Genomic DNA, 24,443 nt, shown 5'->3' with positions numbered 1-24,443 from the left:
TTACCAATTACCAATTACCAATTACCAATTACCAATTACCAATTACCAATTACCAATTACCAATTACCAATTACCAATTACCAATTACCAATTACCAATATATGTCTCAATCAATTCTAGAATTCGATCGCACTTTTTACTCATATCCCTGCACTTCGCGAGTAGCAATTCACGATTTAAGCCTCAAAATCCCGGCGGGGAAGCGCTGCGGGCTCATCGGTCAAAACGGCTGCGGCAAAACCACCTTGTTTCTGCTAGCAAATGGCTTGTACCAACCGCAACAGGGAATCATTCGCTGGGAAGGCGAACCGTTTCGTTACGATCGCAAATCTCTCATGAAACTGCGCCAACAAATCGGACTCGTCTTTCAAAATCCCGAACATCAGTTAGTTGCTTCCACAGTCGAAGAGGATATCTCCTACGGATTGTACAATCTAGGATTGCCAGAATCCGAAATTGCTCAACAGGTAAAAAAGGCGATCGAGCAATTCAACTTAAGCGAACTCGCCCGCGAACCAATCCACAACCTTAGTTTAGGACAAAAAAAGCGCGTTTCCATCGCCGATATCATGGTACTCAAACCCAAACTGCTGCTGCTAGACGAACCTACCGCCTATCTCGATCCGCGCCACACCAAACAACTGATCGGTTTGCTGCAACAAATTCACGCAGCCGGAACCACCATACTTTTAGCAAGTCACGACCTCGATTTCATCTACCGCTGGGCCGATTGGGTGTTTGTGATGGATTGCGGAAAACTGATTCTAGAAGGCACACCCGAAGCCGTTTTTGCCCAGCGGGATGTCTTGGAACAATTGCAACTTGGCGTACCGCTGGCGATCGAGCTAATCGACCAAATAAAGGATCTCATTGACAAAAATCCTAACTCAAAACTGCCCGCTTTCGAGGAATTGCAACAACAAATTTTACAAACCCGCAGACTGCTGTAAAAACCTGTAAAAAACCTTTATGTAAGGTGTCCATTGTGTACCTACTCAAATCAACTGCCAAGGGTGCATCTGGTTTTTGAAGCCTGAAGAAGCATGACCGTATATAAGTTATTAGTTATAATCCCATATTGACTGCGGTCATGCTTCGCCCCTACGGATATATTTGCCTTGCACAGGTCGCTGCACCCACTGTCAACTGTCAACTGTCAACTGTCAACTGTTTAACGATCGTACCAAAGTTGCAGCGCCAACCGATGAACTTCGCGCCAACTAACATTTTTAAGTCTGGCAATTTCCGCACAATCTTCGTATTCCGGCTGTACGTTAACAATCGTTTCTCCCGACTTAGCAACTTTTATTTGCACTTCGCCGTATTCTGTTTGAACTTTCTGGATTTCTCTATCCAAAATAGTTCTCTGTTGAGTCGATCGCCTAATTCCCAGAGTAGTAGTCTCTCGAAACATCACAGCTTCGCAAGCATCCTGAAATTCGGGATGACAAATCACACTTAACAAAACCCCCAGCCGCGACTTTTTCATCACAATTGGTGTAGTAAAAACATCCAGAGCTCCGGCGAGAAACAAAGCATCAAAAACATACCCAATCGCCTGCGGGTTTAAATCATCAATTTGCGTTTCCAAAACACAGACTGTTTCTTGGGAATGGGGCATTGGGCATTGGGAATTGGGCATTGGGAATTGGTTAAATACTTCCTTCTCCCCTCTTCCTTCTTCCTTCTTCCTTCTTCCTTCTTCCTTCTTCCCTCTTCCTTCTTCCTTCTTCCCTCTTCCTTCTTCCTTCTTCCCTCTTCCTTCTTCCTTCTTCCTTCTTCCTTCTTCCTTCTCCCCAATCCAGAGGCGCAAAATATTAGGAATTGCCAGATTTCGCGAACCTGCACCCAAACCAATTAGCTGAACTTGCATCGGTGGCGGCGGGCCAAAAGCAGAGGCGAGAGTACAGGCGATCGCAGTTCCTGTAGGAGTGCACAATTCGCGATCGATTCCATTACTATAAACCGGTACTCGGTGCGTTTCCCACAACCGCATCACAGCAGGCGTAGGTACAGCTAACCTACCGTGGGCCGCCTTCACCGTACCCCCACCAGTCGGCATCGGCGAAAAGTAAAACTCATCAATATCCAACCAATCCAAACCCAAACAAGTACCGACAATATCAACAAGTGCATCCGTAGCCCCCACCTCGTGGAAGTGAACCTCACTGGGGGGAATACCGTGTACGGCAGCCTCTGCATCTGCTAACTTGCCAAATACGGCCAAACTCCAAGCTTCCACCCGCGGAGGCAATTTTGCAGCGACGATAATTTGCTCAATTTCTGGTAAGTGGCGGTGATGAGTGTGGCTAATTTCCGCATCTGCTTCGCCGTGAGTGTGAGAATGTTCTTCCCCGTGATGGTGGTGGCGCGCATCGAAAGTCGGCGATTCAGTTTCCGAGGGATCGAGGGCGGAGTCAGCAGCCAGATTGTTTGATTTTAAAGGCAAATCCGCAGCTAAATCGACATAAAATTTAGTTGCTTGTTGAGTATTCCGGTGAACTAATTCGGCCCGCAATTGGTACTCAGTCGAAATGCCTAGTAAATGGAGTTTTTCGATTAGGTACTCTAAGGGAACGCCCGCGTGTACAAGAGCTCCGAGGCACATATCGCCAGCAATGCCGGTTGGGCAGTCAAAATAAGCTATTTTATTCATTATTAACAATTAATTTTCAACATTGATTGTTTTAGCACATTTGTCGATCGCCCACTTAGCCTGGAATATATTAACATGGCAATTATTTACGGACTCCATCCAGTTGCACCCCAGAAAGACCGAATCGAGAAGATTACAAAAGCTCTCAAAGATGGGGCCGTGATGCTTTATCCCACAGATACAGTTTACGCGATCGGCTGCGATCTCAACTCCAAATCTGCCGTAGAACGAGTCAGGCGGATCAAGCAACTATCCAATGATAAGCCTTTAACATTTATGTGTTCCTCATTGTCAAATATCACCGAGTATGCTGCCGTCACCGATGAAGCATACAGAATCATCAAGCGGTTAATCCCCGGGCCCTACACATTTCTGCTACCAGCTACCAAATTAGTGCCCAAATTGGTAATGAACCCAAAACGCAAAACCACGGGAATTCGCGTTCCCAACCACCCGCTTTGTTTTACACTTCTAGAATCTTTGGGAAATCCGATTATTTCCACATCTGCTCACATTACCACTGATGATGAAGGTGCTGCACCAGTACCTGCTGCAAAAGCAGAAAGCTTTGGCAAAGCTGAACTATTTGACTGTTTTTTAAAGTTAGTAGATATCATTGTCGATGATGATTCCGATCCAGGATATCAAGTTTCTACCATTCTCGATTTAACTGAAAACAAACCAATTGTCGTTCGTCGCGGTTTGGGATGGGAAGCGGCCGCCGCTTGGGAACAAGATTAAAAATTAAGAGGAATTAGACTTGAATTGCAAAACTCGCAAATTATCTTGAATTAATCTCCGTCCATTCTTCAACCCACGGAGGTGGGTTTGGTTTGTATAGACGCGGTTTCAACCGCCCGGTATCATATCATTCTTCAACCCACTGAGGTGGGTTTGGTTTGTATAGACGCGGTTTCAACCGCCCGGTATTATATCAAATTTAATTCAAATAACCCGTAGGGACACAACAACGTTGTGTCCTCTATCTTGACTTGTCTAAATCGTGGCTAAGAAACCTGCGAAAAAGACCTAAGCCTCCACCTTAACTCCTTTCCAAAAAGCAACATATCCTGCAATATTTTTAGCAGCATCTTTCGGAGTAGGATAGTACCAAGCAGCATCCTTATTAACCTGTCCGCCGACTTCAACACTATAGTAACTAGCAACACCTTTCCAACCGCAAGTAGTGTGAGTGCTGCTATCCTTGAAATACTCGCGGTTGATGGCATCCGCCGGGAAATAATAGTTATTATCTACCATTTCGCACTTATCGCTCTCGGCCAAAACGGCACCATTCCAAATTGCTTTCGGCATCGGTTTATCTGCTTAAATTGAGATTCTCAAATATTGTAACTGTATTTGTGCTCAAAAGACCTAGAATAAGGTTGAAGTCAACAACCAATTACTGCAAATGTCAGGGTCGAATCCGCCAACATCTCTCGCGCCCTCATCCCTCGAACAATCCCTCAAACATTTCTTTGGCTATGACTCTTTCCGCCCGGGCCAGCGGGAAATTGTCGAAGCTGCTTTACAACAACGCGATATGATGATTGTCATGCCGACTGGCGGTGGCAAATCTTTGTGTTTTCAATTACCGGCTTTGTTGAAACCGGGATTGACAGTGGTGGTTTCGCCGCTGATTGCCCTGATGCAAGACCAGGTGGAAGCTTTGCAGGATAATGGGATTGGGGCGACTTTTCTCAACAGCACTTTGAGCGCGATGGAAACCCGATCGCGCGAAACAGCAATTCTCGAAGGTAAAATTAAACTACTGTACGTTGCGCCCGAACGCTTGCTGGGCGAGAGATTTTTACCGTTTTTAGATATAGTAGCTTCTAAGTTAGGAATTTCGGCATTTGCGATCGACGAAGCCCACTGCGTTTCAGAATGGGGACACGACTTTCGACCAGAATACAGGCAAATGGAGCGAGTGCGCGATCGCTACCCAGACATCCCCATTATGGGACTAACAGCCACCGCCACCGAGCGCGTCCGCCAAGACATCATCCAGCAGCTAAACCTGCGAAATCCCTACATCCACGTCGCCAGCTTCAACCGCCCCAACCTATACTACGAAGTCCGCCAAAAAACCAAGCACAGTTTTGCCGAAGTCTTGCAAATCATCCAAAAAAAAGGCGGTTCAGGAATCATCTACTGCCTCAGTCGCAAAAAAGTTGACGAAGTTGCCTACAAATTGCAGCAAAGTGGCATCCAAGCCCTACCATACCATGCCGGAATGAGCGATGTAGATCGATCGACCAACCAAACCCGATTCATCCGCGACGACGTACAAGTAATGGTAGCAACAGTCGCCTTCGGCATGGGAATCAACAAACCAGACGTGCGATTTGTAATTCACCACGACTTACCCAAAAACCTAGAAGGATACTATCAAGAATCAGGCCGCGCAGGCAGAGACAACGAACCATCCCACTGCACCTTATTTTTCGGATTCGGCGATGTCAAAACCATCGAATACATCATCGAACAAAAACCCGACGAACAAGAACAAAGAATAGCCCGCCAACAACTACGGCGAGTAATCAACTATGCAGAATCCAGCGATTGCCGCCGCACAGTCCAACTAAGTTATTTCGGCGATTCATTTCCCGGCGATTGCGGCAACTGCGACAACTGTTGCAACAAAAAACCCGTAGAAGACTGGACGCTTGAAGCCATGAAATTTCTTTCCTGCATCGCCAGATGTCAAGAGAAATTCGGGATGAATCACATTATAGACGTGCTGCGGGGTTCCAAAAGTCAAAAAATATTGCAATACCAGCACAACCAACTTTCCACCTACGGCATTGGCAAAGATAGAACTGCCGACGAGTGGAAAAAATTAAGTCGTTCGCTGATCAACCAAGGTTTTTTAGACGAAAAAACAGACGGCTTTCCCATTTTAAAACTCAACGAGAAAAGTTGGGAAATCATGAAACGCCAGCGCACAGTTGAAATCGCCATTGAAGCGCCGCGGGAAGTACAGGCAAGAACTCGCTCTTTAGCAGTAGAAGTAGAAGGCTTATTTTCCATATTACGAAGTCTCCGCAAACAAATTGCCGACGAACAATTTGTACCGCCTTACGTAGTTTTTGCCGATAGAAGCTTGCGAGACATGGCAGAAAAACGCCCGCAAAATCTCACCGAATTTGAGGAAGTTTACGGCGTTGGTAGCAACAAGCGAGATAAGTACGGCAAAGTTTTCTTAGAGGCTATTCACACTTTTTGCAAAGAACAAGGATTGCCAATCGGTACAGCATCTGCTGATGTCGCAAATCTTCCCACTCTTGCTAATGCTCCATCTTATTCGCAGATGCAAACCTGGGAATTATACCGCCAAGGTTTGACGGTTCAAGCCATAGCCAATGCGCGGGGCATGAGTCCGACTACTATTGCGGGACATCTGGTAGAATTGATGGATATGGGTCGGGAAGTTGATATAAATTTGTTAGTAGAATCGGAAAGCCAACAGGCAATTGTACAAGCAATTGAAGTTGTTGGAGATGAGAGATTGAGAGTAATTTATGAGTATTTGCAAGAACGTTATACGTTTGAGGAAATTAAGTTTGTCCGCGCTTGGTGGCGGCAAAATTATGTCAGCTTTTAACCGCAGATGTCGGCGGATTAACGCTGATGGACGCAGATGATTAATAGATAGGAGCGGAAAATGAGAATTAAGAAAGTAGCTTTTTGCGATCGTGTATTAGAGTGGCGTTTTGAACCAATCTATTTTTCCAATCTTGCCTTGCTAGTTGGGGTATCTGGCGTTGGCAAAACTCAAATACTCAAAGGAATTTCGAGGTTAAAAGAGATAGCAAATGGTGCTTCATTAAATGGCTTAGCGTGGGATATCACATTTTCGACAATAGATGATGATGTGGAGTACCAATGGCAAGGCGAGTTTGAAACGAAAAAAAATCCTGTCATAATTCCTAATCAGGCAGACGAAGCCAGTAACTTTAGGATTGTCCGCGAGCATTTATCTAGAAATGGAGATACAATTATCGAAAGAAACTCTACTGAAATCAAGTTTAAAGGTAACACAACGCCCAAATTATCACCTTTTCAAAGCGCAGTACAAATCTTAAATCAAGAGGAAGATATTTTACCTGTTCAGCAAGGTTTTAATAAAATCATTTATAGTGACAATCTTAGTGTTTCTTTTAATGAAGTTTTTGGTATGCCTCACAGGGTAATATCGATATTTTCAACTAATATTTTCTCACTAGATGATATCAAATCAAGTAATTTACCAATTTTAATCAAAATTGCTTTAATTGCTCGCCATCACCCAGATACTTTTCATGAAATCAAACGCAAATTTATAGATATATTTCCTCAAATTGAAGATATTAAAATAGAAGCAGTCGAAAATGATGACAATCCATTATTTCCGAATTTTCCGATTCAGATCAAAGAGAAAAGTATCAATGATTGGATTTTGCAAAATAACATTTCGTCGGGAATGTTGAAAACGCTAATTCTCATTAGCGAACTGTACTTGTCGCCACAAGGAACTGTAATTCTGATCGATGAATTTGAAAACAGCTTGGGGATTAACTGTATCGATGTTGTTACCGATTTGCTCACGGAAAACCGAAATATTCAATTTATCCTCACCAGTCATCACCCGTACATAATCAACAATATCAGCATGGAATACTGGAAAATAGTAACTCGCAAGGGAGGTGTAGTAACGGTAACTGATGCGAAAGATTTGAACCTGGGAAAATCTAGGCATCAGGCTTTTACACAATTGATTAATCTCGAAGAATATAGCGAAGGAATTAAAGTTGAATGAATTTATATTTTTTAGTCGAAGGGATGCAATCGGAGAGAAAAGTTTATCCAGCTTGGCTAAGTCATCTGTTGCCTGAATTAACACGAGTTCAGAGTTACGATGAGGTGAATGAAAAAAATTATTACCTGATTAGTGGTGAAGGATATCCATCATTATATGATTTTATTCCTCCTTCGATTGAGGAAATTAACTTAAGTGGAAAATACAACTATTTTGTAGTGTGCTTTGATGCGGAAGAAAATACTGTTGCGGAAAGGTACGCAGAAATTTATGATTTTTTAAATCAGGAAAAGCTAGTATTAAAAAATACAGAACTTGTGCTAATTGTTCAAAATCGCTGCTTGGAAAGTTGGCTTCTGGGCAATCGCAATATTTATTCAAGACATCCTCAACATTTAAGAGATCATCAAAGCCAACTTTTATTAGATTTATTAGATTATAATAAGTATTACGATGTTTCCATTGAGTGTCCTGAAAAGATGGGAAGATATCACAAATTTCATACTCACGCTCAGTTTCACGGAGCTTATTTGAGAGCATTATTGGTAGCTAAACATACCACATATTCTAAAACAAGACCCGGAGATGCACTCAAGCCCTTTTATTTGGAACAGCTATTGAAAAGAATTGAAGAGAAGCCAGAACAATTGACTACTTTTCGTCATTTTGTCGATTTTTGTAATAGAGTTAAATCTAAATTGCAGCATTAAATCGCAATAATTACAGAAATTACGCAGAACATCTAGTCGATCGCACCGATCGCTCTCTTAACTATCAAACAATATATCTTCAGGATATTGACAGAATTTATAAAATGTGTTGTTAACTCTCGAATTTTTGTGAAACTAGCTATTTACCCGATCGCCCTTAAATCGCATACAGTCATATAATCCCGCGGATTGAGAGATAACGTGCATACAGTTCGTGGATAACAAACAAATTTACGCATCGATTTGACTCGCTAAAATCATTTGAATTTAATCTTAGCAAATTGCGAAGTATCTTGTCAACTCCGATTCACAGTACAATCGATCGCAATATTGCATATGAGGAATCCCTATGTCAGAAAAGTTTTCCACCGAAATTAGCGATCGCATCTGCACTCACATGAACGACGATCGCGCTAGCGCCGTAGTTTTGTACGCTCAAGCCTACGGTGGCCAACCCGAGGCGACATCAGCTCAAATGCTCGCTATTGATGCCAACGGTATGGATTTAACCGCTCAAGTCAATGACGAAATAGTGCCAGTCAGAGTAAAGTTCGTAGGCGTAAGCCGGGGCGTAGCCATCGCACTTTAGTAGACGCCGAAGATGCTCACCACACTCTCATTGACATGGTGAAACAAGCCCGAAAAGTTGCTAAGTAGCCAAATTATCCCTATTCTGTTATAATTTCAAAGTTCGTTCGTAGTACGGACTTTAGTCCGTTTAAATCCTTGATATGGACTAAAGTCATTACTACAAACCTTGAGTCTGGTGAAATGATTAATAAGGACTAAAGTCCTTACTCCAAACAAAATATTTAATCAAGTTAAATTTACATCTAAGATATCAAATAAAATGACAGAAAAATACCCCAATTCTAAAGAATTAGATGCCCGAAATGGCAGTAAAAATAACCCTTTCGATGCCCTAATCAAGCGACTGGATTTGATGATTCGCGCCCGGTACTCCCTGCTGTACATTGTCGGCGCCGAAGAAGAACCAGTCGAAGCTGTAATTGCCCAAGTAGCGCTGCAAGTAACACCCGCGCGCCGAGTATTGTTCTGGGATATCGTGCGCGGCTGGGAAGATAACGGTTCTGGAAAAGGTTCAGTAATGGCAGCGCTCGATCGCATCGGCAAGACCGCTGTCGAAGAATATACTCTATTTGTACTCCGAGATTTGCACCCAATCTTGAAATATCCCTACAGCAGTACAAGTGCTCCTGTAATCCGGGAATTACGTAATTTAACCAGGGAATTGAAGCGCAGCAAAAAAACGATCGTCCTCACTTCTCACGCGCTAGAATTGCCGGAGGAATTGAAAGAAGAAGTAACAGTAATTGATTTCCCTTTGCCCAACATCCAAGAAATCAATCATTTAATTTCCCACGTTGTGGAAAAGCCGGAACAGTTGCAAGTTAGCGGCTTAGTAAAGGAACAATTAGTTAAAGCTTGTCAAGGTTTGAGCCGCGCTCGCATCGGGCGGGTTTTAGCTAAAGCTTTGGCCGCCAAACAGCAAATTAACGAGTCAGATATTGACGGAGTTTTGGAAGAGAAACAGCAAGCAATTCGCCAAACCGGAATTTTGGAGTTTTGCAACTCCCGAGAATCCTTAAAAAATGTCGGCGGATTGGAGAATTTGAAACAGTGGGTAAAGATGCGGCAAGATGCTTTTACTGACGAAGCCCGCCGCTACGGTATACCCAATCCTAAGGGCGTTTTGTTAGTAGGAATTCAAGGAACGGGCAAATCTTTATCGGCGAAAACTATTGCTTGTGAATGGCGTTTGCCGCTGCTGCGCTTGGATACTGGCAGATTGTTCGGCGGCATTGTCGGGGAAAGCGAAAGCCGGGTTCGGCAAATGATACAATTGGCAGAGGCGATCGCACCTTGCGTCTTATGGATCGATGAAATAGATAAAGCCTTCGGCAACATCATCAGCGGCGGCGACGGCGATTCGGGAACTTCGCGCCGGGTATTCGGCAGTTTGATCACTTGGATGCAGGAAAAAACTAGCCCAGTGTTTATCGTCGCAACTGCAAATAACGTGCGGATTTTGCCCGCTGAGTTGCTGAGAAAGGGCAGGTTTGATGAGATTTTCTTTTTGAATTTACCCTCGGAATCAGAAAGGCAAGATATTTTTAAGGTGCATTTACAGCGTTTGCGCCCCACTAGATTCCGCGACTTTGATTTGGCAATTTTGGCGAAGTCTTCTGAGAATTTTAGCGGTGCGGAAATTGAGCAAGTGGTGATTGATGGATTGTACCGGGCTTTTGGCACTTTTGTGAACGGGCAGCGCCGGGATTTGATGACGGAGGATGTTTTGAGGTCGATCGAGGATACAGTACCATTAGCTGCGATCGCGCGATCGCAAATTGAAGATTTGAAGCACTGGGCTGCCGAAGCAGGTGCGAGAACAGCTTCTAACGATACTCGATTGATTGATGAATTGAAGCGTTACAGCCGGCCGCTGGGTGAAGATGCGATCGATAATTAACTGAATTTCGGTTCGTAGTAAGGACTTTAGTCCTTAATTCAGAGGACTGAAGTCCGAACGATCAAACCGGGTGCATCTGGTTTTTGAAGCCTGAAGAAGCATGACCGCATATAAATTATTAGTTATAATCCCATATTTTCTGCCGTCATGCTTCGCCCCTACGGATATATTCGCTTGCATGGAGATGCACCCTACGAACCTTACTCGACGGTGATTATTCCGCAAACCGAACCTCCCCAGACGGATAACACCCTAATTCAACCATTAACATCTCAGTTACATTTCGTTACGATAAGGAAACAGAGAGCAAAAAACTCTCACCCATAATATCAGAGGTAGCCATTATGAACGGTACATTTCGCGTCGGCAACCTGTTTGGAATTCCCTTTTTTGTCAACGCTTCTTGGTTTTTAGTCCTGGGTTTAGTAACTTGGCAATACGGCGGCGCACTAGCAGCCCTGTTTCCCACATTAGGCCCCGTAGCGCCGTGGCTGCTAGGATTACTCGCAGCCCTGCTGTTATTTGCTTCCGTCTTAGCCCACGAATTAGGACACAGTTGGGTAGCTATCAAACAGGGAATTGGCGTGAAATCGATTTCGCTATTTCTGTTTGGCGGACTGGCTAATTTAGAAAGAGAATCGAAAACCCCAGCCGAAGCATTTTGGGTCGCCATTGCAGGCCCGTTAGTCAGCTTATTTTTGGCTGGTTTGTTAACAGTTATCGGCGTCGGTGCAGCCCTCACAGGCCCAGCCGCAGCCATCGTTCAACTTTTAGCTTCCATCAACCTAGCTTTAGCCTTATTTAACTTAATTCCCGGCTTGCCCCTCGATGGCGGCAACATCCTCAAAGCGATCGTCTGGAAGATTACCGGCAACCCTTACAAAGGCGTAATTTTTGCCAGCCGCGTCGGTCAAATCATTGGCTGGATTGCCATTGCTACAGGCATCTTCGGCAATATTTGGAATCTAGTAATCGGTTGGTTCTTGCTGCAAAATGCCGGTCAGTCTGCACAGTATGCCACAGTCCAAAATGAACTCGCAGGACTCACAGCCGCAGATGCTTTGACTGCCGAAAGCCCGATCGTCCCAGAAAACTTATCCCTCAGAGAATTTGCCAACAACTACGTCATCGGTAGCACTCACACCTGGCGCCGGTTCCTAGTTACCGATGATGCCGGACAATTGGTAGGTGCGATCGACCTTGACGACATGAAAACCATCCCCACCGGAAGCTGGCCCCAAGTTCAAGTTAAAGAGCTCGTGAAGCCGATCGAATTTTCCACCACCGTCAAACCCGAATTGTCCCTCCTCGAAGTCGTCACCCTCCTCGAACAACTCAAAGTCCAAGAACTCCCCGTCACAGGCGAAAACGGCGTCCTAGTCGGGCTTGTAGAAAAAGCTGAGATTGCCCGCCTCCTGCAAAGACGAGCTCAAGCAAACCCTGCTTGACACCCTCAGATACTTGACAAATAACAGTTAACCCCCTCGATTTGCCTTACCAAAAGGGCGATCGGGGGGCTTAACTGTAGCTACCCAAAAGTCAAGTAAAATACTAAATTATTAGCTGCAAAGCAGCAATAAATAACTATAATAGTGTATTGATCATCTGAGCGAGGACGGTATGCCATCTCAGAACGTTACCTCTCAATCCGAAACCCAAGAGTCAAAAGTTCTACCTACTCTAAAAAACAATATATTGCCCGAGGCGCGATCGTCTCAACCAACAGCTCAATTACAAAAATCAGAGCTGACAGTTTTCGCAGCTCAAGAGATCGTTTACAAATTTTTCATATATCACATCAACAACTCGGAACCAGAAGTTAGTCTCCAGGAATTCAAAAAAATCTTTATAGAACTAATTGCTCCAGTTAACCCTAAATTAATTCAATCCCTATACATAATAATTGAATTTAACAGTCAACAAGAATTTAACAACTTATTTAAACGCTGCTCTTACATCTTATTAAATAACTGGATATCCAACAAACAATACGAACTTGCTCGGAAATTAATTACAATTATTAGCGAGAGAACCCTCAGCGAGCCTCACGCAGACAATATTCTCAAAAGACTGAAAGTGTGGCTGACAAACTTTGTCAGCAGCCAAGACTATGAAAACATCAAATTATTTGTATTGAAGTACGGCGACTACCGGCCCGTAGAAAAGCACTGGACTTCTCGCTATCAGCCTTATTTGCTAGCCACTCAATATCTCGATACTAAAAACACCCTCGAAGCACGCCAAACTGCCAAACTCTTGTCCCAGAAGTTAAAAGACAAGTATAAGTTTGACCTAGCAATGTATACATCTCGCTCTCAGTCAGCCACATTCAAATTTAAAAATTATCATAATCCCACACTTTTAGGAGAGGAAGCCCTGCGTTTAATCAAAATAATTTTGGTCAACCGAGGCTCGTTGAACTATCGCAGCTTAGCCAATCTTTTTATCAGTCACAGTCAAAATATTACCTACAAGCAGTTCAAGGAATCTCTGATTAAGTATTTATGTTATTACAATGAAAAAAAAAATAGTTCTGATATTTATCACCAACAACTCATCAATATTTTAGATAATTTTCATCCCCAGAATGACGAAGAAAGTTTGAACAGTAGCCTGTTGCTCAGAACTTGCAATTATCTAATCAAATGTTTGACAGTGGAAAATTCTGGGGAACCAACCGCCTTATTTCTAATTTTCGTGACTCAACTAAATCCTTTAACGCTAGCGATTTTGATGCTAAAGATAATTTTAATCTCACCGTATTCCCAAACCTACTTAGAACTTTGTTTTGCTCGATTAATTGAATACTATCAAGATAACTCCGCTGCTGAATGTCAGTGGCTAATTAAATTTTTAGAAGTTTGCCAGATTGCTCTAACTATTTATGGAGACAATGTTCAATACAATCTAGTGAATATGTCAGACAACAATCAAGAGGAACATTTGTTTATCGACCTCAATAACTGTCGAGTTTTTTCTCAACACAAACAAACACCCAAAAATCGAGATTAGTCATTAGCGCTGTCCCCGCTCGCGAACATTATTAGCGATGTATTCGTAGGGTGCGTCGCCATGAAAAATCCCTAAACTTAATCGGCAATCTGATAGCGACGCACCTTATACCAATTCACTATGAAGGTACACGCTCATACATGGTAAAGTAGAGGAGAGCAAATGTTGATTTTTTCGGGGAGAACTGGTATTAGTCATTAGTCATTAGGTGTACCCTACAGCTCAAATTTTGCAATCAAATCCAGTATCTTTTGATAATCAAAATTATCTAAATAATTCATCATAACTTCGGCAAAAATAGGATTATCGCTGCGAATTTCCTCAATTGTTTTGGCAATAAAATCGAAGTCAGCCTGATGGACTGCCTGTTTGAGATTGCGCGTCCATTCTGGGGAAACTTGCGGCTTAGAGTCCAACGTAAATATTGCAGCACTATCAGATATTTTTTCGGTAACAATAGTTGAACTCTCCGATACATTATTTACTGTAACATATTTATTGATAAGTTCAACAGGGCCGACTCCCGTCACAACTTGAATATCAAATTTGAAGACTGTGCCGCGTCCAACTTCGCTCTGGGCGGTAATGTCACCGCCCATTAATTTGATGAACTCGCGGCTGATACTTAATCCTAAACCTGTACCTTTTTGAACTTTTTGACCAGATGAACTTTGCACGAATAATTCAAATATACTGTCTAATTCCTCGGGGATAATTCCTAACCCTGTATCGGCAATTTCAAAGTAAATAAAAGCATTATTTTTTTGAGCTTCTGATAGATTGATATTATTATTTGGTTCTGGAGATATAGCTACTTCTATTCTGGGTCTTACTGTTACTGAAATTGAGCCTTTTTGGGTGAATTTAACGGCATTATCTAACAAATTAATCAGCACTTGTCGCAACTTAACATCATCAGCTTGTACGTACTGAGGAACATCGGGCGAGCGGTTGACAATTAATTGCAATTCTTTATTTTGTGCGGGAAGTTGAAACATATTTTGCACGTCGCCCAGCAAACGGTACAAGTCAAAGTTTTTTGGGTTGAGTGTCATGCGTCGAGCTTCAATTCTAGATAAGTCTAATATTTGATTAATGAGTTGAAGCAAGTGTTCTCCGCTGCGACGAATAATTTTAATATTCTCTTGTTCCTGCAAAGTTAAATTAGCACTGGGTTCTATTAATTGAGCAAAGCCGAGAATGGCGTTGAGGGGTGTTCGCAATTCGTGGCTCATGTTGGCAAGAAAGATGCTTTTAGCTTTGTTGGCAGCTTCTGCGGCTTCTTTGGCTTGTTTGAGTTCTTGTTCTGCTTGTTTGCGATCGCTAATATCAAGTATTATGCCGTGCCAGACGATATCTCCATTTTCGCGCAATTCTGGGCGAGAATAGCCTTGCAGCCATTTGAGTTTTCCCGATGCTGTCACAATCCGCCACTCGTGGGAAAATGGTTCAAGATTTGTGGCGCTGTTGACAATTGCCTCGAAGTGGCTGGGGCGATCGTCCGGGTGCATTTGTTCGTAGAGTAAAGCAGAGTTGTTTTTGACTTCCTCCGGCTCTAATTCTTGAATTTCTCGGCACATAGGACTGATATATTCCATCTTGACTGAGCCGTCGGGATGTTGCACGAATATGTAAAGTTCTCCGGGAACCGTGATCGCTAATTTGTGAAACAGAGCTTCGCTTTTTTGCAAGGCTAATTGTGCTTGTTTGCGATCGCCAATATCAATCCCAAATCCAAAAAGAAAGTCAAAATTGCCATTTTCATCCAAAACGGGCGTACCGTGCCACTCGACTAACAAACCCCGATCCGACTTGGTGACAATCCGGTGCTCATTAACCGTTTGCGGGCTGGCTTTGACGGCCTTAAAAATCGAGTGCAATCCGGCTCGATCGCCCTCGGGTACAAATATAGCTAAATAATCTTTGCCGATAACTTCTGCGGCAGTATAGCCCACAGCTTGCAGCATACAGTCATTCACCCGCAGGATTTTACCCTCACAGTCGATCGCCACAAAAAATATCGGAGAATTTTCGATAATCTTGAAGTTAAAGTCGCGCTCTTTGCGGATAATTTTTGTAGCTTGCTTGCGCTCCTCAATTTCGATTTCCAAGCGGGCATTGATTTCGGCTAACTCGGTTGTGCGCGAAGCTACTTCAATTTCCAGAGTCCGGTTGTAGTCAGCCAATATTTTTTCTGCTTGTTTGCGATCGGTGATATCTTGAAAAACAATAATCACATACAGGACATTGCCAAGAGCGTCAAACACCGGCATCGATCGCACTTGCAAAGGAATAATTTTCCCACCGAGGCGAATTTCCATATCTTCAACAATCATTGTTGCACCCCTCACAGCCCGTGCAAACGGGGACTTATCGATCGGGTACAGCCGATCGGTGCCTGCTACATAAAGCTGATAAGTTTCTGAGAGCCCTGCTGCCGTTGTACTTGGCATTGCCCTTTTGCCAGTGAGCTCTTCTCCCACCGAATTCATAAAAATAGTGCTACCTGTGGGAGTCAGGGCTGTGACTCCAACGGGCAAGCTTTCTAACAACTTGGCAAATTTTTCTTCACTAGACGCCAAAGCTTCAAAAGATTTTTTCAATTGAGCGGCCATTTCATTAAAAGACTGGGCTAATTTACCGACTTCATCCAGCCTGCTCACACCAACAGTGCGATCGAATTCTCCTTGGGCAATATCTTTAGCTGCTGCGTTGAGACGCAGCAGCGGCAGCGTTACCCACCTAGCTGTCAGAACTCCGGCAATGGTCGATAGCAGTAGCGCGGCCACACAAAGTACAATCGTATTGCGGGTATTTCTGTTAACTTGCCCCATGAAATCGGATTCGGGAACTGCGATCGCAATCAGCCAGTTCAAACCGTAACTATCAGAAAAAGGCACCACTGCCACAAAATAATCCTGCCCGTCTCGGTTAAATTTCAGTTGATGCTGCTGCTTAATCTCGCCAAAGCCCCCGAAGTATTCGTACAAATGCTTAGCTGCGGTACGAATAACAGGAGTTTGGCTGTCTAAAACATTCAGCCGCTCCGGCTGGTGCTTTCCCGACAACTTTCTAAAGGGTGATTCTTGACTCGAACTGGCAACCAGCAAGCCCGATCGTTCGATCGCGAAAATTTCCCCCGTTTTGCTAAACCTGAGGCGATGGAGATATTGCTGAATTTCCAAGATCGAAAAGTCTACCGCACTAACTCCCAGCAATTTACCATTGCGATCGCGAATCGGTTGACTCGCAGCAATAAACACAGTCCCCGGAGTAAAACCGGGGTAAATGCTCGTCCAAATTGGTTTGTTAGCTGCGACAGCTTCTTTGTACCAAGGGCGCTGGCGAGCATCGTAGGTTCCTGCTTCTACTTTTAATTGAACCGTGCGAGTTCCTCTGTTGTCTGTAGCGTAGTAAATGTTCTGAGAGTTGGTAGATTTGTTAGCGACGACAATTTGCAAGCTCTTGTCCTTAGGGTTGCGCCAAATGGCGAGACATTCTCCTGAGTTTTCAGAACCGAGGGACATCCACTGAATGCTTTTAAACGATTGCATTTGCTGCCAAAGGAACTTTTCTGCCCGAGGCTGGCGGCTTTCTAACTGTAAGTTTAATTCCTTGCGATCGATCGCTTCAGCGTTGAGTTGATTTACCCAGTGAGTATTTTCGAGAACACCACTCAGCTTTTCTTCAACTCTTTTCCCCGTCTCCCCGATCAATTTCTGGGCGAGCTCTTCGACTGCTCTTTGTCCGTTGCGAAAGGAAAAATATCCGACCATCCCGACTGCTGCGACGATTTGCACCACAAAAGAGCCGACTAGAACGCAGCGCAGAGGTATTTTTGTGGGTTGTCGGACAGTTTGAAAGGCGAATCGGGACAAAGGCATAGGCTGCTGACTAATTGCTCCCTAACACTGTAACTGTTTCGACCCATAATTTCACGTAGGGCGATCGAAGCTGGTTGCTTCGGTGTCAGTCGATTTGAGATTTGAGATTTGAGATTTGAGATTTGGGAATGAACGAGCTCGTGCTGGCGATCGCCAGCACGAGAGTTGCATCAGACAAGATTGGAAAAGTCACTCTCCAATCGGGAAATACATCTGCTTGTCCGTCAAACTTCATCCTGAAATCCCTCGAACCTGTTCCTTTTCCTTCTTCCCTCTTCGTTGTTCGGGTGCATCTGGTTTTGGAATAGGGCGAAGCATGACCGCATATAAGGAGGGAGCATCTCAATTTGGCATTTACAGTGCGAGCGTCCCCGCTCGCGTGCTTGTTTGTACAAGCACGCGAGCGGGGACGCTCGCACTACGATAAAAAATGCTTCTTGCAAAACTGAGATGCTCCCTATAAGGAATGAGAATTAAATAACTTACAATTTTAATGATTGTGGGATGGGCGTCCCGCCCGTCTATAAGGGACGGGCGGGACGCCCATCCCACTTTTAAGAGTGTAAGTTATTAAATTTTCGTTCCTAAGTTATTAGTTATCATCTCATATTGACTCTTGTCATGCTTCGCCCCTACGGATATATTCGCCTTGCACAAGCCGCTGCACCCCGTTGTTCGAGCAACTGTCAACCGTCAACTATCAACTGTCAACTATCAACAGCTACGCGGAAAATCCCCCGCTTGTCCAAACGGATATAGCGAGGGGCGAGAATAGGTATTCTCAGAAAATATAAAGTAGTAGCACTGACTTTTATCGAGCCATTGCCATCTATAGAATCCATACTGTTTTAGGCGCACTGAAAAATTTCAGAACAAAATTTCAGAGCCCACTCTCTGCCAGCAGTCAATGCTTGAAGTCAAACCAACCCGTTCAAGCAAGAATTCAAAGCAAATTGTAAAGACCTAGGATACTTCTTCGCGATCGATTTGGCGCAGGTGAATGTGCTTGCGTCCCAGAGAAATTTCAAATTCATCTCCTGGCTGGAGTTCCATCTGCTTGGTGTAGGCAGCTCCAATCAGTAAGTTGCCATTAGATTGAACGCTAATCCGATAGCTAGCCGAGCGTCCGCCGCGTCCGTTGCCGTTTTGCTTCCCATCTAGCTGAATGCCTTCTGCATCAATCAGCGCATTCAGGAATTTCATCATGTTGACCCGTTCTACGCCGTTCTTGGTAACGGTATAGTAGCCACAGGCTCTAGCTTTTTCTTCCTTGGTCAGATTCTCTAGGTCTTTGACCTTTTTGATCAGATCTTCGCCTTCAAGGGGTTCGATATTTTTCTTTTTAGCCATTTACTGAGTCCTGAAATATTCAAGTGGTGTACGGATTTTTTCTCGGTTGGTTTTTGGTTTGACCAAGAAAGTTTAGCTTTATAGCCGGTCTTGACATACTCCCCCACCTAAAGGCGCTGGGATTCTGGGTTCAAACAGCGATTGCAGGTTCTTCACCTGTCTAACATCACCTCGCCCACAGGTTGATGCCCCAACCTGTTTGAGATTTTTTGAAATAAGAGAGTTGAGACCGGATTTTTATATCTCGCGAATCAACAAAGTCTACTCTATCATGAAAGCCGTCTTTTTAGGATGGGGCTTTAAACCCAATTGTTTGATAAAACTATATTACACCGATCGGCTCAATTGTTAACCACTATTGTCTAAATATTTTTAACAAGGTGGAGTCTTTCTTGAGGAGTAGCTGCCAGGAGCGTGCGAGCAATCTCTAAACTAGGTAGCATAAGCTATCAGCTATCAGCTAGCTGAATATTTGCCCCGCTCTTAAAATCCCATGAAGTTAACCACACGCGGACACTACAGTGTCAAAGCTCTACTGGATCTAAGTTTGCAACCTCGGTTCGGGCCGACATCGGTGAAATCGATTGCGAACCGACAGGAGTTACCCGCTCCATATCTAGAAAAATTGCTGATTGAAATGCGACGAGCCGGTTTAGTCCAATCTGTTCGGGGTTCCCAGGGAGGATATCAATTGGCTCGGGAGCCAGCTCAAATCTCTTTAGGACAAATCTTAGAGGCTGTAGGGGAAACTATTGAACCTTTACCTCGACATTCTCCTGACGCTACCCAACCAGAGGACTGGGTAACATTCAGTTTGTGGAACCGATTGCACAAAAAACTTGCTGAAGCGCTGTACAGTATTTCCCTCGAAGACTTATACTATGATGTCCGCAGTTGGCAAGCTGCTCTCGGAGAAGAAACTAGCTTTATCATTTAGATGGTAAGTTCATTCATTCGATCGCCAACTCACATGGACGCAACACTTGTTACCTACTCTGGTGGCACACGTTGCGGTGCTGTCCGCTTCACAGTCACGGTTGACAAACACTCGTCATCTGACTGCAACTGCTCTATCTGTAAAAAGAAAGGATTTTTGCACCTGATTGTGCCGCCCGAACGTTTTACCTTGCTCTGCGGGGAAGATGTTTTGACAACCTATACATTTAATACAGGCACTGCTAAACATACTTTCTGCCGGATTTGTGGGATTCACTCGTTCTATCGTCCCCGATCGCATCCCGATCAATTCGATGTCAACGTCCGCTGTCTTGACGACTATGCCGTTTCCCAATTTCAGATTCTACCCTTTGACGGTGTTAATTGGGAACAGAACGTACACGAACTGCACGACGAAAGTCATCTCAGCAGTTAAAATCGGCTCTAAAAAATCACACTCCGCTCGATGTAGCAGCAGTTAAAACAGCAGCTACCCGATCGCTCACTAGCGATCGAAGGGACTATCATGTTGAACACCATATATAATAATGCCGGATGAATTTACTGTTTTGATTTTAGCTGCGGTATTGGATTATTCGATCGGCGATCCTTGGGGTTGGCCGCATCCCGTGCAGGCGATGGGTTGGGCGATCGACCGCTATACTCGATTTGTCTTTAATATATGGAACAATCCCGCAGACAAAATGCCTCTCTCTGGCGATCGTCCCCCAGGCGAGCGGCACCAACTGCTGCTACGATGTGCTGGTACAATACTAGCGATCGGGCTGATTATAGGCAGTTATACTGTCAGTTGGTCGATCGTCCTTGCTGCTAGTTGGGTGCATCCTGTTTTAGGCATTGCCCTACAAACCATTTTGCTGGCTAGCTGTTTTGCAGGTCGCAGTTTGAGGGCGGCTGCTGAAGACGTGCTAGCGCCTTTAAATGTTGGAGATCTAGTCAAGGCGCGAGAAAGGTTGAGCCTTTACGTCGGTCGGGATACCGAAAACTTATCTGAGCCAGAAATTCTGCGAGCATTGTTAGAAACTGTAACAGAGAATGCAGTAGATGGCGTGAGTGCCCCGCTATTTTATGGATTAGTTGGGTTCGCTCTGCCGCATCTATTATTAACTGTTATCGATCGACCGATCGCTCCTGACTCGATGTGGGATCTGGCGATAGTTCCCTGTGCGATCGCCTACAAAGCAGCTAGCACATTAGATTCTACCGTCGGCTACAAAGAAGCACCATACACAGATTTAGGATGGTTTAGCGCCAAACTAGAAGACGTGCTGACATGGATTCCTTGTCGGCTAACAGTGATTACTTTAGCCCTGATATCTGGCAAACCGATCTACGTTTGGCAGATTTGTCAGAGAGATGCTGTTAAAGATGCCAGTCCCAATTCCGGTTGGAGCGAGTGCGCCTACGCCGCCATCTTGGGAGTACAACTGGGAGGTACAAATTCCTATCGGGGAGTTATCAAACACAAACCGCTGTTAGGCGAGTCGATTCGTGCGATCGCACCGCAGCAAATTGACCAAGCATTGCAATTAACTCGGTATTGCTTTCTGATTTGGTTGGGACTATCATTGCTTGTTTATACTTTATTATGTTTTGTTCCCTAACAATGGGCCTGACCCGCAGACAGATACAGCCCTCCGACAGGAGTCTGGAAGGGGAGTATCTTAGTTTTGCATTTATAGTGCGAGCGGTATAATACTCGCGAGCGGGGACAGCACTATAATAAAAGATGCTTTTTTCAAAAATGAGATGCTCCCTCTGGAAGAGCCAAACAAGTTTCGACGTTAGTAGTTCTACTCCCAGATTCAACTGTCAAGTCAATCTAAAATCTAAAATCGTTCGACGCTGACACTAACGCCGAAGTCTCACATCTAATAATTGTTCCAACCCAGAGATTAATTTGTCCAGTCAATCTAAAATCTAAAATCTAAAATCTAAAATCCTTCGATTCGCCAACAGCCAACCATTAGCTCGCAGCCAGCAATGACTAAAATTATTAAGATTTTATCCCCGGATGAAGTGAGGCGGACTCTCACCCGCGTCGCTTCCCAGATTGTCGAAAAATCAGGAGCTCCTTCGGACTTAGTGCTGTTGGGGATTCATACTAGAGGAGTGCCTTTAGCTCAAATGTTGGCAGCTCAAATTGAAGTCCTCGAACAAGTCAAAGTATGCGTGGGTGCTTTGGATATTACGTTTTACCGAGATGACTTGGATCGAGTTGCGATGCGGACACCTGCTAAAACAGAAATTCCTTTCGATTTGACCGGCAAAACGGTGGTGTTGGTAGATGACGTTATATATAAAGGTAGAACAATTCGAGCGGCTTTGAATGCGGTAAACGATTACGGGCGGCCGGAGAAAATTTGGTTGGCGGTATTAGTCGATCGCGGCCACCGAGAAGTACCGATTCAGCCGGATTTTACGGGTAAAAAGTTGCCGACAGCCAAGGAAGAACAAGTTAAGGTTTATGTTCAAGAACTTGACGGGCGCGACGGAGTGGAATTGATTAAGGGTTGATGTCGCTCGTTAGCCTCGAAACATCCGGGACACAACTGACTTAGGTACGTAGTTGCGCTTTAGCGCTCTTTGCTTCATGAAAGAGCGCTGAAGCGCAACTACGTACCTTAACGGCCGAAACAGATTCTCAGTTTTTCCAATCAGTAGTATAGACAAGAGCGCCCAAGCGCAACTACGTACCTTAAAATCGGCAGTGCAGGAGTTGAACCTGCCTGGGGCGAATTATGAGTTCGCTGCCTAAACCGCTCGGCCAACTGCCGTTAGATCGACTTATGTCGATCCAACTCAAAAGTAGTATAACATAATTTCCCAGTCCGTGCTAGAACTAGAGAACAAAAATCAAAATCTTTTAGATCTGCCGAACCCGCGATCGCCTGTATCACCTCTGTGCTGGAGTCGATCGACCGGAATTAGCAGTTTCTACGATTTTGGAATCAACTTATAGGCAGTCAACAACCCACCGTTAAATCGGAGTACCGACTATAACGGGGGCTTGAAACATAGCCCTAGTTGACCAGACTCAGTCAGTAATGCCTGCGTTAGTGGCAAGGCGTTTAACTAATACGAGTTGGAAGTCCCGCACTCTATCCGTTTACAGGATGAGTGACGGGATGAAAACGAGCACCAAACAAATTGAGCGATAGCGAATCCATGATAGGCTCGAACTAAGCGGGGATGATAAGAGTAGCCGTGGTGGGCGAACTTTCCGTTGTATAAAGGCTAGACACCACCTATCAGTTTCTGACTGGTAGCCCCAATATCCAGCTAAGCCGTAAAAGAGCTGATGGATGGGTGAAAAAATCAACAATTCTACTCCTTGGGACACAGGGAGTCTGCCGGAAAAGATAAGTAATTATCTTGCTAGTGAGTACCACATAAAGGTGAGTAAAACCTACGGAGGGAGGATAAGACCAGCTTAGAGAGGGCTGCGAATAAGGCTCTCCCGTTGAAAGAGGAAGCCCGCACTCTATTTGTTTACAAAATGAGTGTCGGGTATGTCACGTTCTTACCTACGGATGCGTAGCTAGTCCGTAGCTCTAAAACTCTTAGGTTAAACAGTCATTTGGGAGACAGTGCCAAGCGAGAAAGTACCGACCACTAACTTTGTCGAAGCTAACATTACCGGAGCAATCCGAGAGGGAGCAATCCCCAAATTAAACGCCCCACTGAGGCGGGTAAGCGAAAGAACAATATCAGCAGCCTCTATCCTGTAATGTCAGCAGGTATGCCAGGGAGAATAACCACTTTTGAGGCGCAACGGTTTCCTTTTATGGAGATACATAATAATGCAGTATAGACCCTGGCCTCCCTTTCCTCTCACCGCCAAGCCGAGTATAGTTATGACGGGAGTCTCTAGGGAGGAAGAAAGGTGAATTCGACGGTAGTGCTGACTCTTATTCTGCTAACTCTAATGTTTGGAGCAGGTGTGACGAGTTCTGTTTGGGGATTTACTATAGGTCGCGAAGCGTTGAAAGGAACGACTCAACCTGATGTTCGCCCCAGCAACAATGCTGGAAGCGGCAAGCAGGGAGCTGCGGCTAGCAAAGACCAAGTGAGCATTTTGAAAGAAAAAGACATTCTCAAAACCGTCAAAGCGCGGGTAGAAGGTCGCGATCCTGACAAAAAAACAGCCGCGACAAATACTAAAGCAGACAAGGCAAGCTCTAAACCTGCCACAGCCAAAAAACCGGCTGCGGCAAATGCCAGTGCCAAGTTTCCCCTGAACAGTCGCGACGGGGGAGTAACTCTGGAAGTGAGCGCCGCCAGCCAGCGCAGCAACTCGATGCTGCTAGACGTGAGCATGAAAAACGAAGGTTCCCAAGCTGTGAGGTTTCTCTACAGTTTCTTGAACGTCACTGACAATCAAGGGCGGGCTCTTTCGGCGACTGCTGAGGATTTGCCGGCGGAACTTCCACCCAACGGGCAGGTGTATTACGGTACGGTGAGTATTCCTACAGCTTTGCTGGAAAATGCTAAGGAAGTTTCGCTGACGCTGACAGATTATCCAGGCCAAAAATTACAGTTGCAAATATCTGGCATTCCAGTGGCAAAGTAATTATTGGAT

General features: G+C 44.6%; 19 protein-coding genes and 1 tRNA gene. 15 read left to right on the top strand and 5 right to left on the bottom strand.

What is annotated here, in order from left to right; genetic code table 11:
* The first annotated feature begins 101 nt into the window (after window positions 1-101).
* Window positions 102-950 (top strand): ABC transporter ATP-binding protein, encoded by an 849-nt coding sequence (locus JGK07_RS09030; RefSeq protein ID WP_293190295.1) that lies wholly within the window; start codon window positions 102-104, stop codon window positions 948-950.
* A gap of 221 nt (window positions 951-1,171) precedes the next feature.
* On the opposite strand, the gene larC is transcribed toward JGK07_RS09030, so the two are convergent.
* Window positions 1,172-2,656, bottom strand: coding sequence for a nickel pincer cofactor biosynthesis protein LarC (gene larC, locus JGK07_RS09025; RefSeq protein WP_293182461.1), 1,485 nt, complete (start codon window positions 2,654-2,656; stop codon window positions 1,172-1,174).
* A gap of 75 nt (window positions 2,657-2,731) precedes the next feature.
* On the opposite strand from larC, the gene JGK07_RS09020 reads away from it, so the two are divergent.
* Entirely contained in the window at window positions 2,732-3,397 is a 666-nt protein-coding gene (locus JGK07_RS09020; RefSeq protein WP_293182459.1) for an L-threonylcarbamoyladenylate synthase, read from the top strand.
* A gap of 288 nt (window positions 3,398-3,685) precedes the next feature.
* Here the strand turns inward: JGK07_RS09020 and JGK07_RS09015 are convergent, their stop codons facing one another.
* Window positions 3,686-3,970, bottom strand: a complete 285-nt coding sequence (locus JGK07_RS09015) for a DUF427 domain-containing protein (RefSeq protein WP_293182457.1) — start codon at window positions 3,968-3,970, stop codon at window positions 3,686-3,688.
* A 97-nt stretch (window positions 3,971-4,067) separates the two neighbouring features.
* On the opposite strand from JGK07_RS09015, the gene recQ reads away from it, so the two are divergent.
* From recQ to JGK07_RS08980, 7 genes are all read left to right on the top strand, one after another.
* A complete protein-coding gene (recQ, locus tag JGK07_RS09010) occupies window positions 4,068-6,263 on the top strand; it encodes a DNA helicase RecQ (protein WP_293182455.1) in 2,196 nt (731 codons plus the stop codon).
* Between the two features lie 60 nt (window positions 6,264-6,323).
* Window positions 6,324-7,457 carry an AAA family ATPase gene (locus JGK07_RS09005; RefSeq protein WP_293182453.1) on the top strand — a complete coding sequence of 378 codons (1,134 nt, stop codon included), beginning with the start codon at window positions 6,324-6,326 and terminating at the stop codon, window positions 7,455-7,457.
* Window positions 7,454-8,167, top strand: coding sequence for a hypothetical protein (locus JGK07_RS09000; RefSeq protein ID WP_293182451.1), 714 nt, complete (start codon window positions 7,454-7,456; stop codon window positions 8,165-8,167). The genes JGK07_RS09005 and JGK07_RS09000 overlap by 4 nt, the downstream gene beginning before the upstream one ends.
* A gap of 349 nt (window positions 8,168-8,516) precedes the next feature.
* Entirely contained in the window at window positions 8,517-8,756 is a 240-nt protein-coding gene (locus JGK07_RS08995) for a DUF2470 domain-containing protein (protein ID WP_366035287.1), read from the top strand.
* 261 nt (window positions 8,757-9,017) lie between these two features.
* Window positions 9,018-10,658 carry an AAA family ATPase gene (locus tag JGK07_RS08990; protein WP_293182449.1) on the top strand — a complete coding sequence of 547 codons (1,641 nt, stop codon included), beginning with the start codon at window positions 9,018-9,020 and terminating at the stop codon, window positions 10,656-10,658.
* A gap of 344 nt (window positions 10,659-11,002) precedes the next feature.
* Entirely contained in the window at window positions 11,003-12,106 is a 1,104-nt protein-coding gene (locus JGK07_RS08985) for a site-2 protease family protein (protein WP_293182447.1), read from the top strand.
* A gap of 172 nt (window positions 12,107-12,278) precedes the next feature.
* Window positions 12,279-13,670 (top strand): hypothetical protein, encoded by a 1,392-nt coding sequence (locus JGK07_RS08980; protein ID WP_293182445.1) that lies wholly within the window; start codon window positions 12,279-12,281, stop codon window positions 13,668-13,670.
* Window positions 13,671-13,885: 215 nt separating this feature from the next.
* Here the strand turns inward: JGK07_RS08980 and JGK07_RS08975 are convergent, their stop codons facing one another.
* Window positions 13,886-17,554, bottom strand: coding sequence for a PAS domain S-box protein (locus JGK07_RS08975; protein ID WP_293182443.1), 3,669 nt, complete (start codon window positions 17,552-17,554; stop codon window positions 13,886-13,888).
* A 128-nt stretch (window positions 17,555-17,682) separates the two neighbouring features.
* On the opposite strand from JGK07_RS08975, the gene JGK07_RS08970 reads away from it, so the two are divergent.
* Complete coding sequence (locus JGK07_RS08970; RefSeq protein ID WP_293190290.1) at window positions 17,683-17,862, top strand: hypothetical protein; 180 nt, start codon at window positions 17,683-17,685, stop codon at window positions 17,860-17,862.
* A 655-nt stretch (window positions 17,863-18,517) separates the two neighbouring features.
* On the opposite strand, the gene JGK07_RS08965 is transcribed toward JGK07_RS08970, so the two are convergent.
* Complete coding sequence (locus JGK07_RS08965) at window positions 18,518-18,904, bottom strand: AbrB family transcriptional regulator (RefSeq protein WP_293157313.1); 387 nt, start codon at window positions 18,902-18,904, stop codon at window positions 18,518-18,520.
* Window positions 18,905-19,397: 493 nt separating this feature from the next.
* Here JGK07_RS08965 and JGK07_RS08960 point away from each other — a divergent pair, with 493 nt between their 5' ends.
* The 4 genes from JGK07_RS08960 (at window position 19,398) to pyrR (ending at window position 22,378) form a co-directional block, all read left to right on the top strand.
* On the top strand, window positions 19,398-19,841 hold the full coding sequence (locus JGK07_RS08960; RefSeq protein ID WP_293182439.1) for an Rrf2 family transcriptional regulator: 444 nt from the start codon (window positions 19,398-19,400) through the stop codon (window positions 19,839-19,841).
* Window positions 19,842-19,874: 33 nt separating this feature from the next.
* Window positions 19,875-20,276 carry a GFA family protein gene (locus JGK07_RS08955; protein ID WP_293182473.1) on the top strand — a complete coding sequence of 134 codons (402 nt, stop codon included), beginning with the start codon at window positions 19,875-19,877 and terminating at the stop codon, window positions 20,274-20,276.
* A gap of 112 nt (window positions 20,277-20,388) precedes the next feature.
* Window positions 20,389-21,465, top strand: coding sequence for an adenosylcobinamide-phosphate synthase CbiB (gene cbiB, locus JGK07_RS08950; RefSeq protein ID WP_293190289.1), 1,077 nt, complete (start codon window positions 20,389-20,391; stop codon window positions 21,463-21,465).
* Between the two features lie 379 nt (window positions 21,466-21,844).
* Complete coding sequence (pyrR, locus tag JGK07_RS08945) at window positions 21,845-22,378, top strand: bifunctional pyr operon transcriptional regulator/uracil phosphoribosyltransferase PyrR (protein WP_293182435.1); 534 nt, start codon at window positions 21,845-21,847, stop codon at window positions 22,376-22,378.
* 187 nt (window positions 22,379-22,565) lie between these two features.
* On the opposite strand, the gene JGK07_RS08940 is transcribed toward pyrR, so the two are convergent.
* A tRNA-Ile gene (locus tag JGK07_RS08940) sits at window positions 22,566-22,638 on the bottom strand.
* A gap of 1,151 nt (window positions 22,639-23,789) precedes the next feature.
* Here JGK07_RS08940 and JGK07_RS08935 point away from each other — a divergent pair.
* Window positions 23,790-24,434, top strand: coding sequence for a hypothetical protein (locus tag JGK07_RS08935; RefSeq protein ID WP_293182471.1), 645 nt, complete (start codon window positions 23,790-23,792; stop codon window positions 24,432-24,434).
* The last annotated feature ends 9 nt before the right edge of the window (window positions 24,435-24,443 follow it).

It is taken from the genome of Microcoleus sp. PH2017_24_DOB_U_A, assembly GCF_020738205.1.
Classification (GTDB): Bacteria; Cyanobacteriota; Cyanobacteriia; order Cyanobacteriales; family Microcoleaceae; genus Microcoleus.
This window is presented reverse-complemented; position numbering and strand designations above follow the sequence as displayed.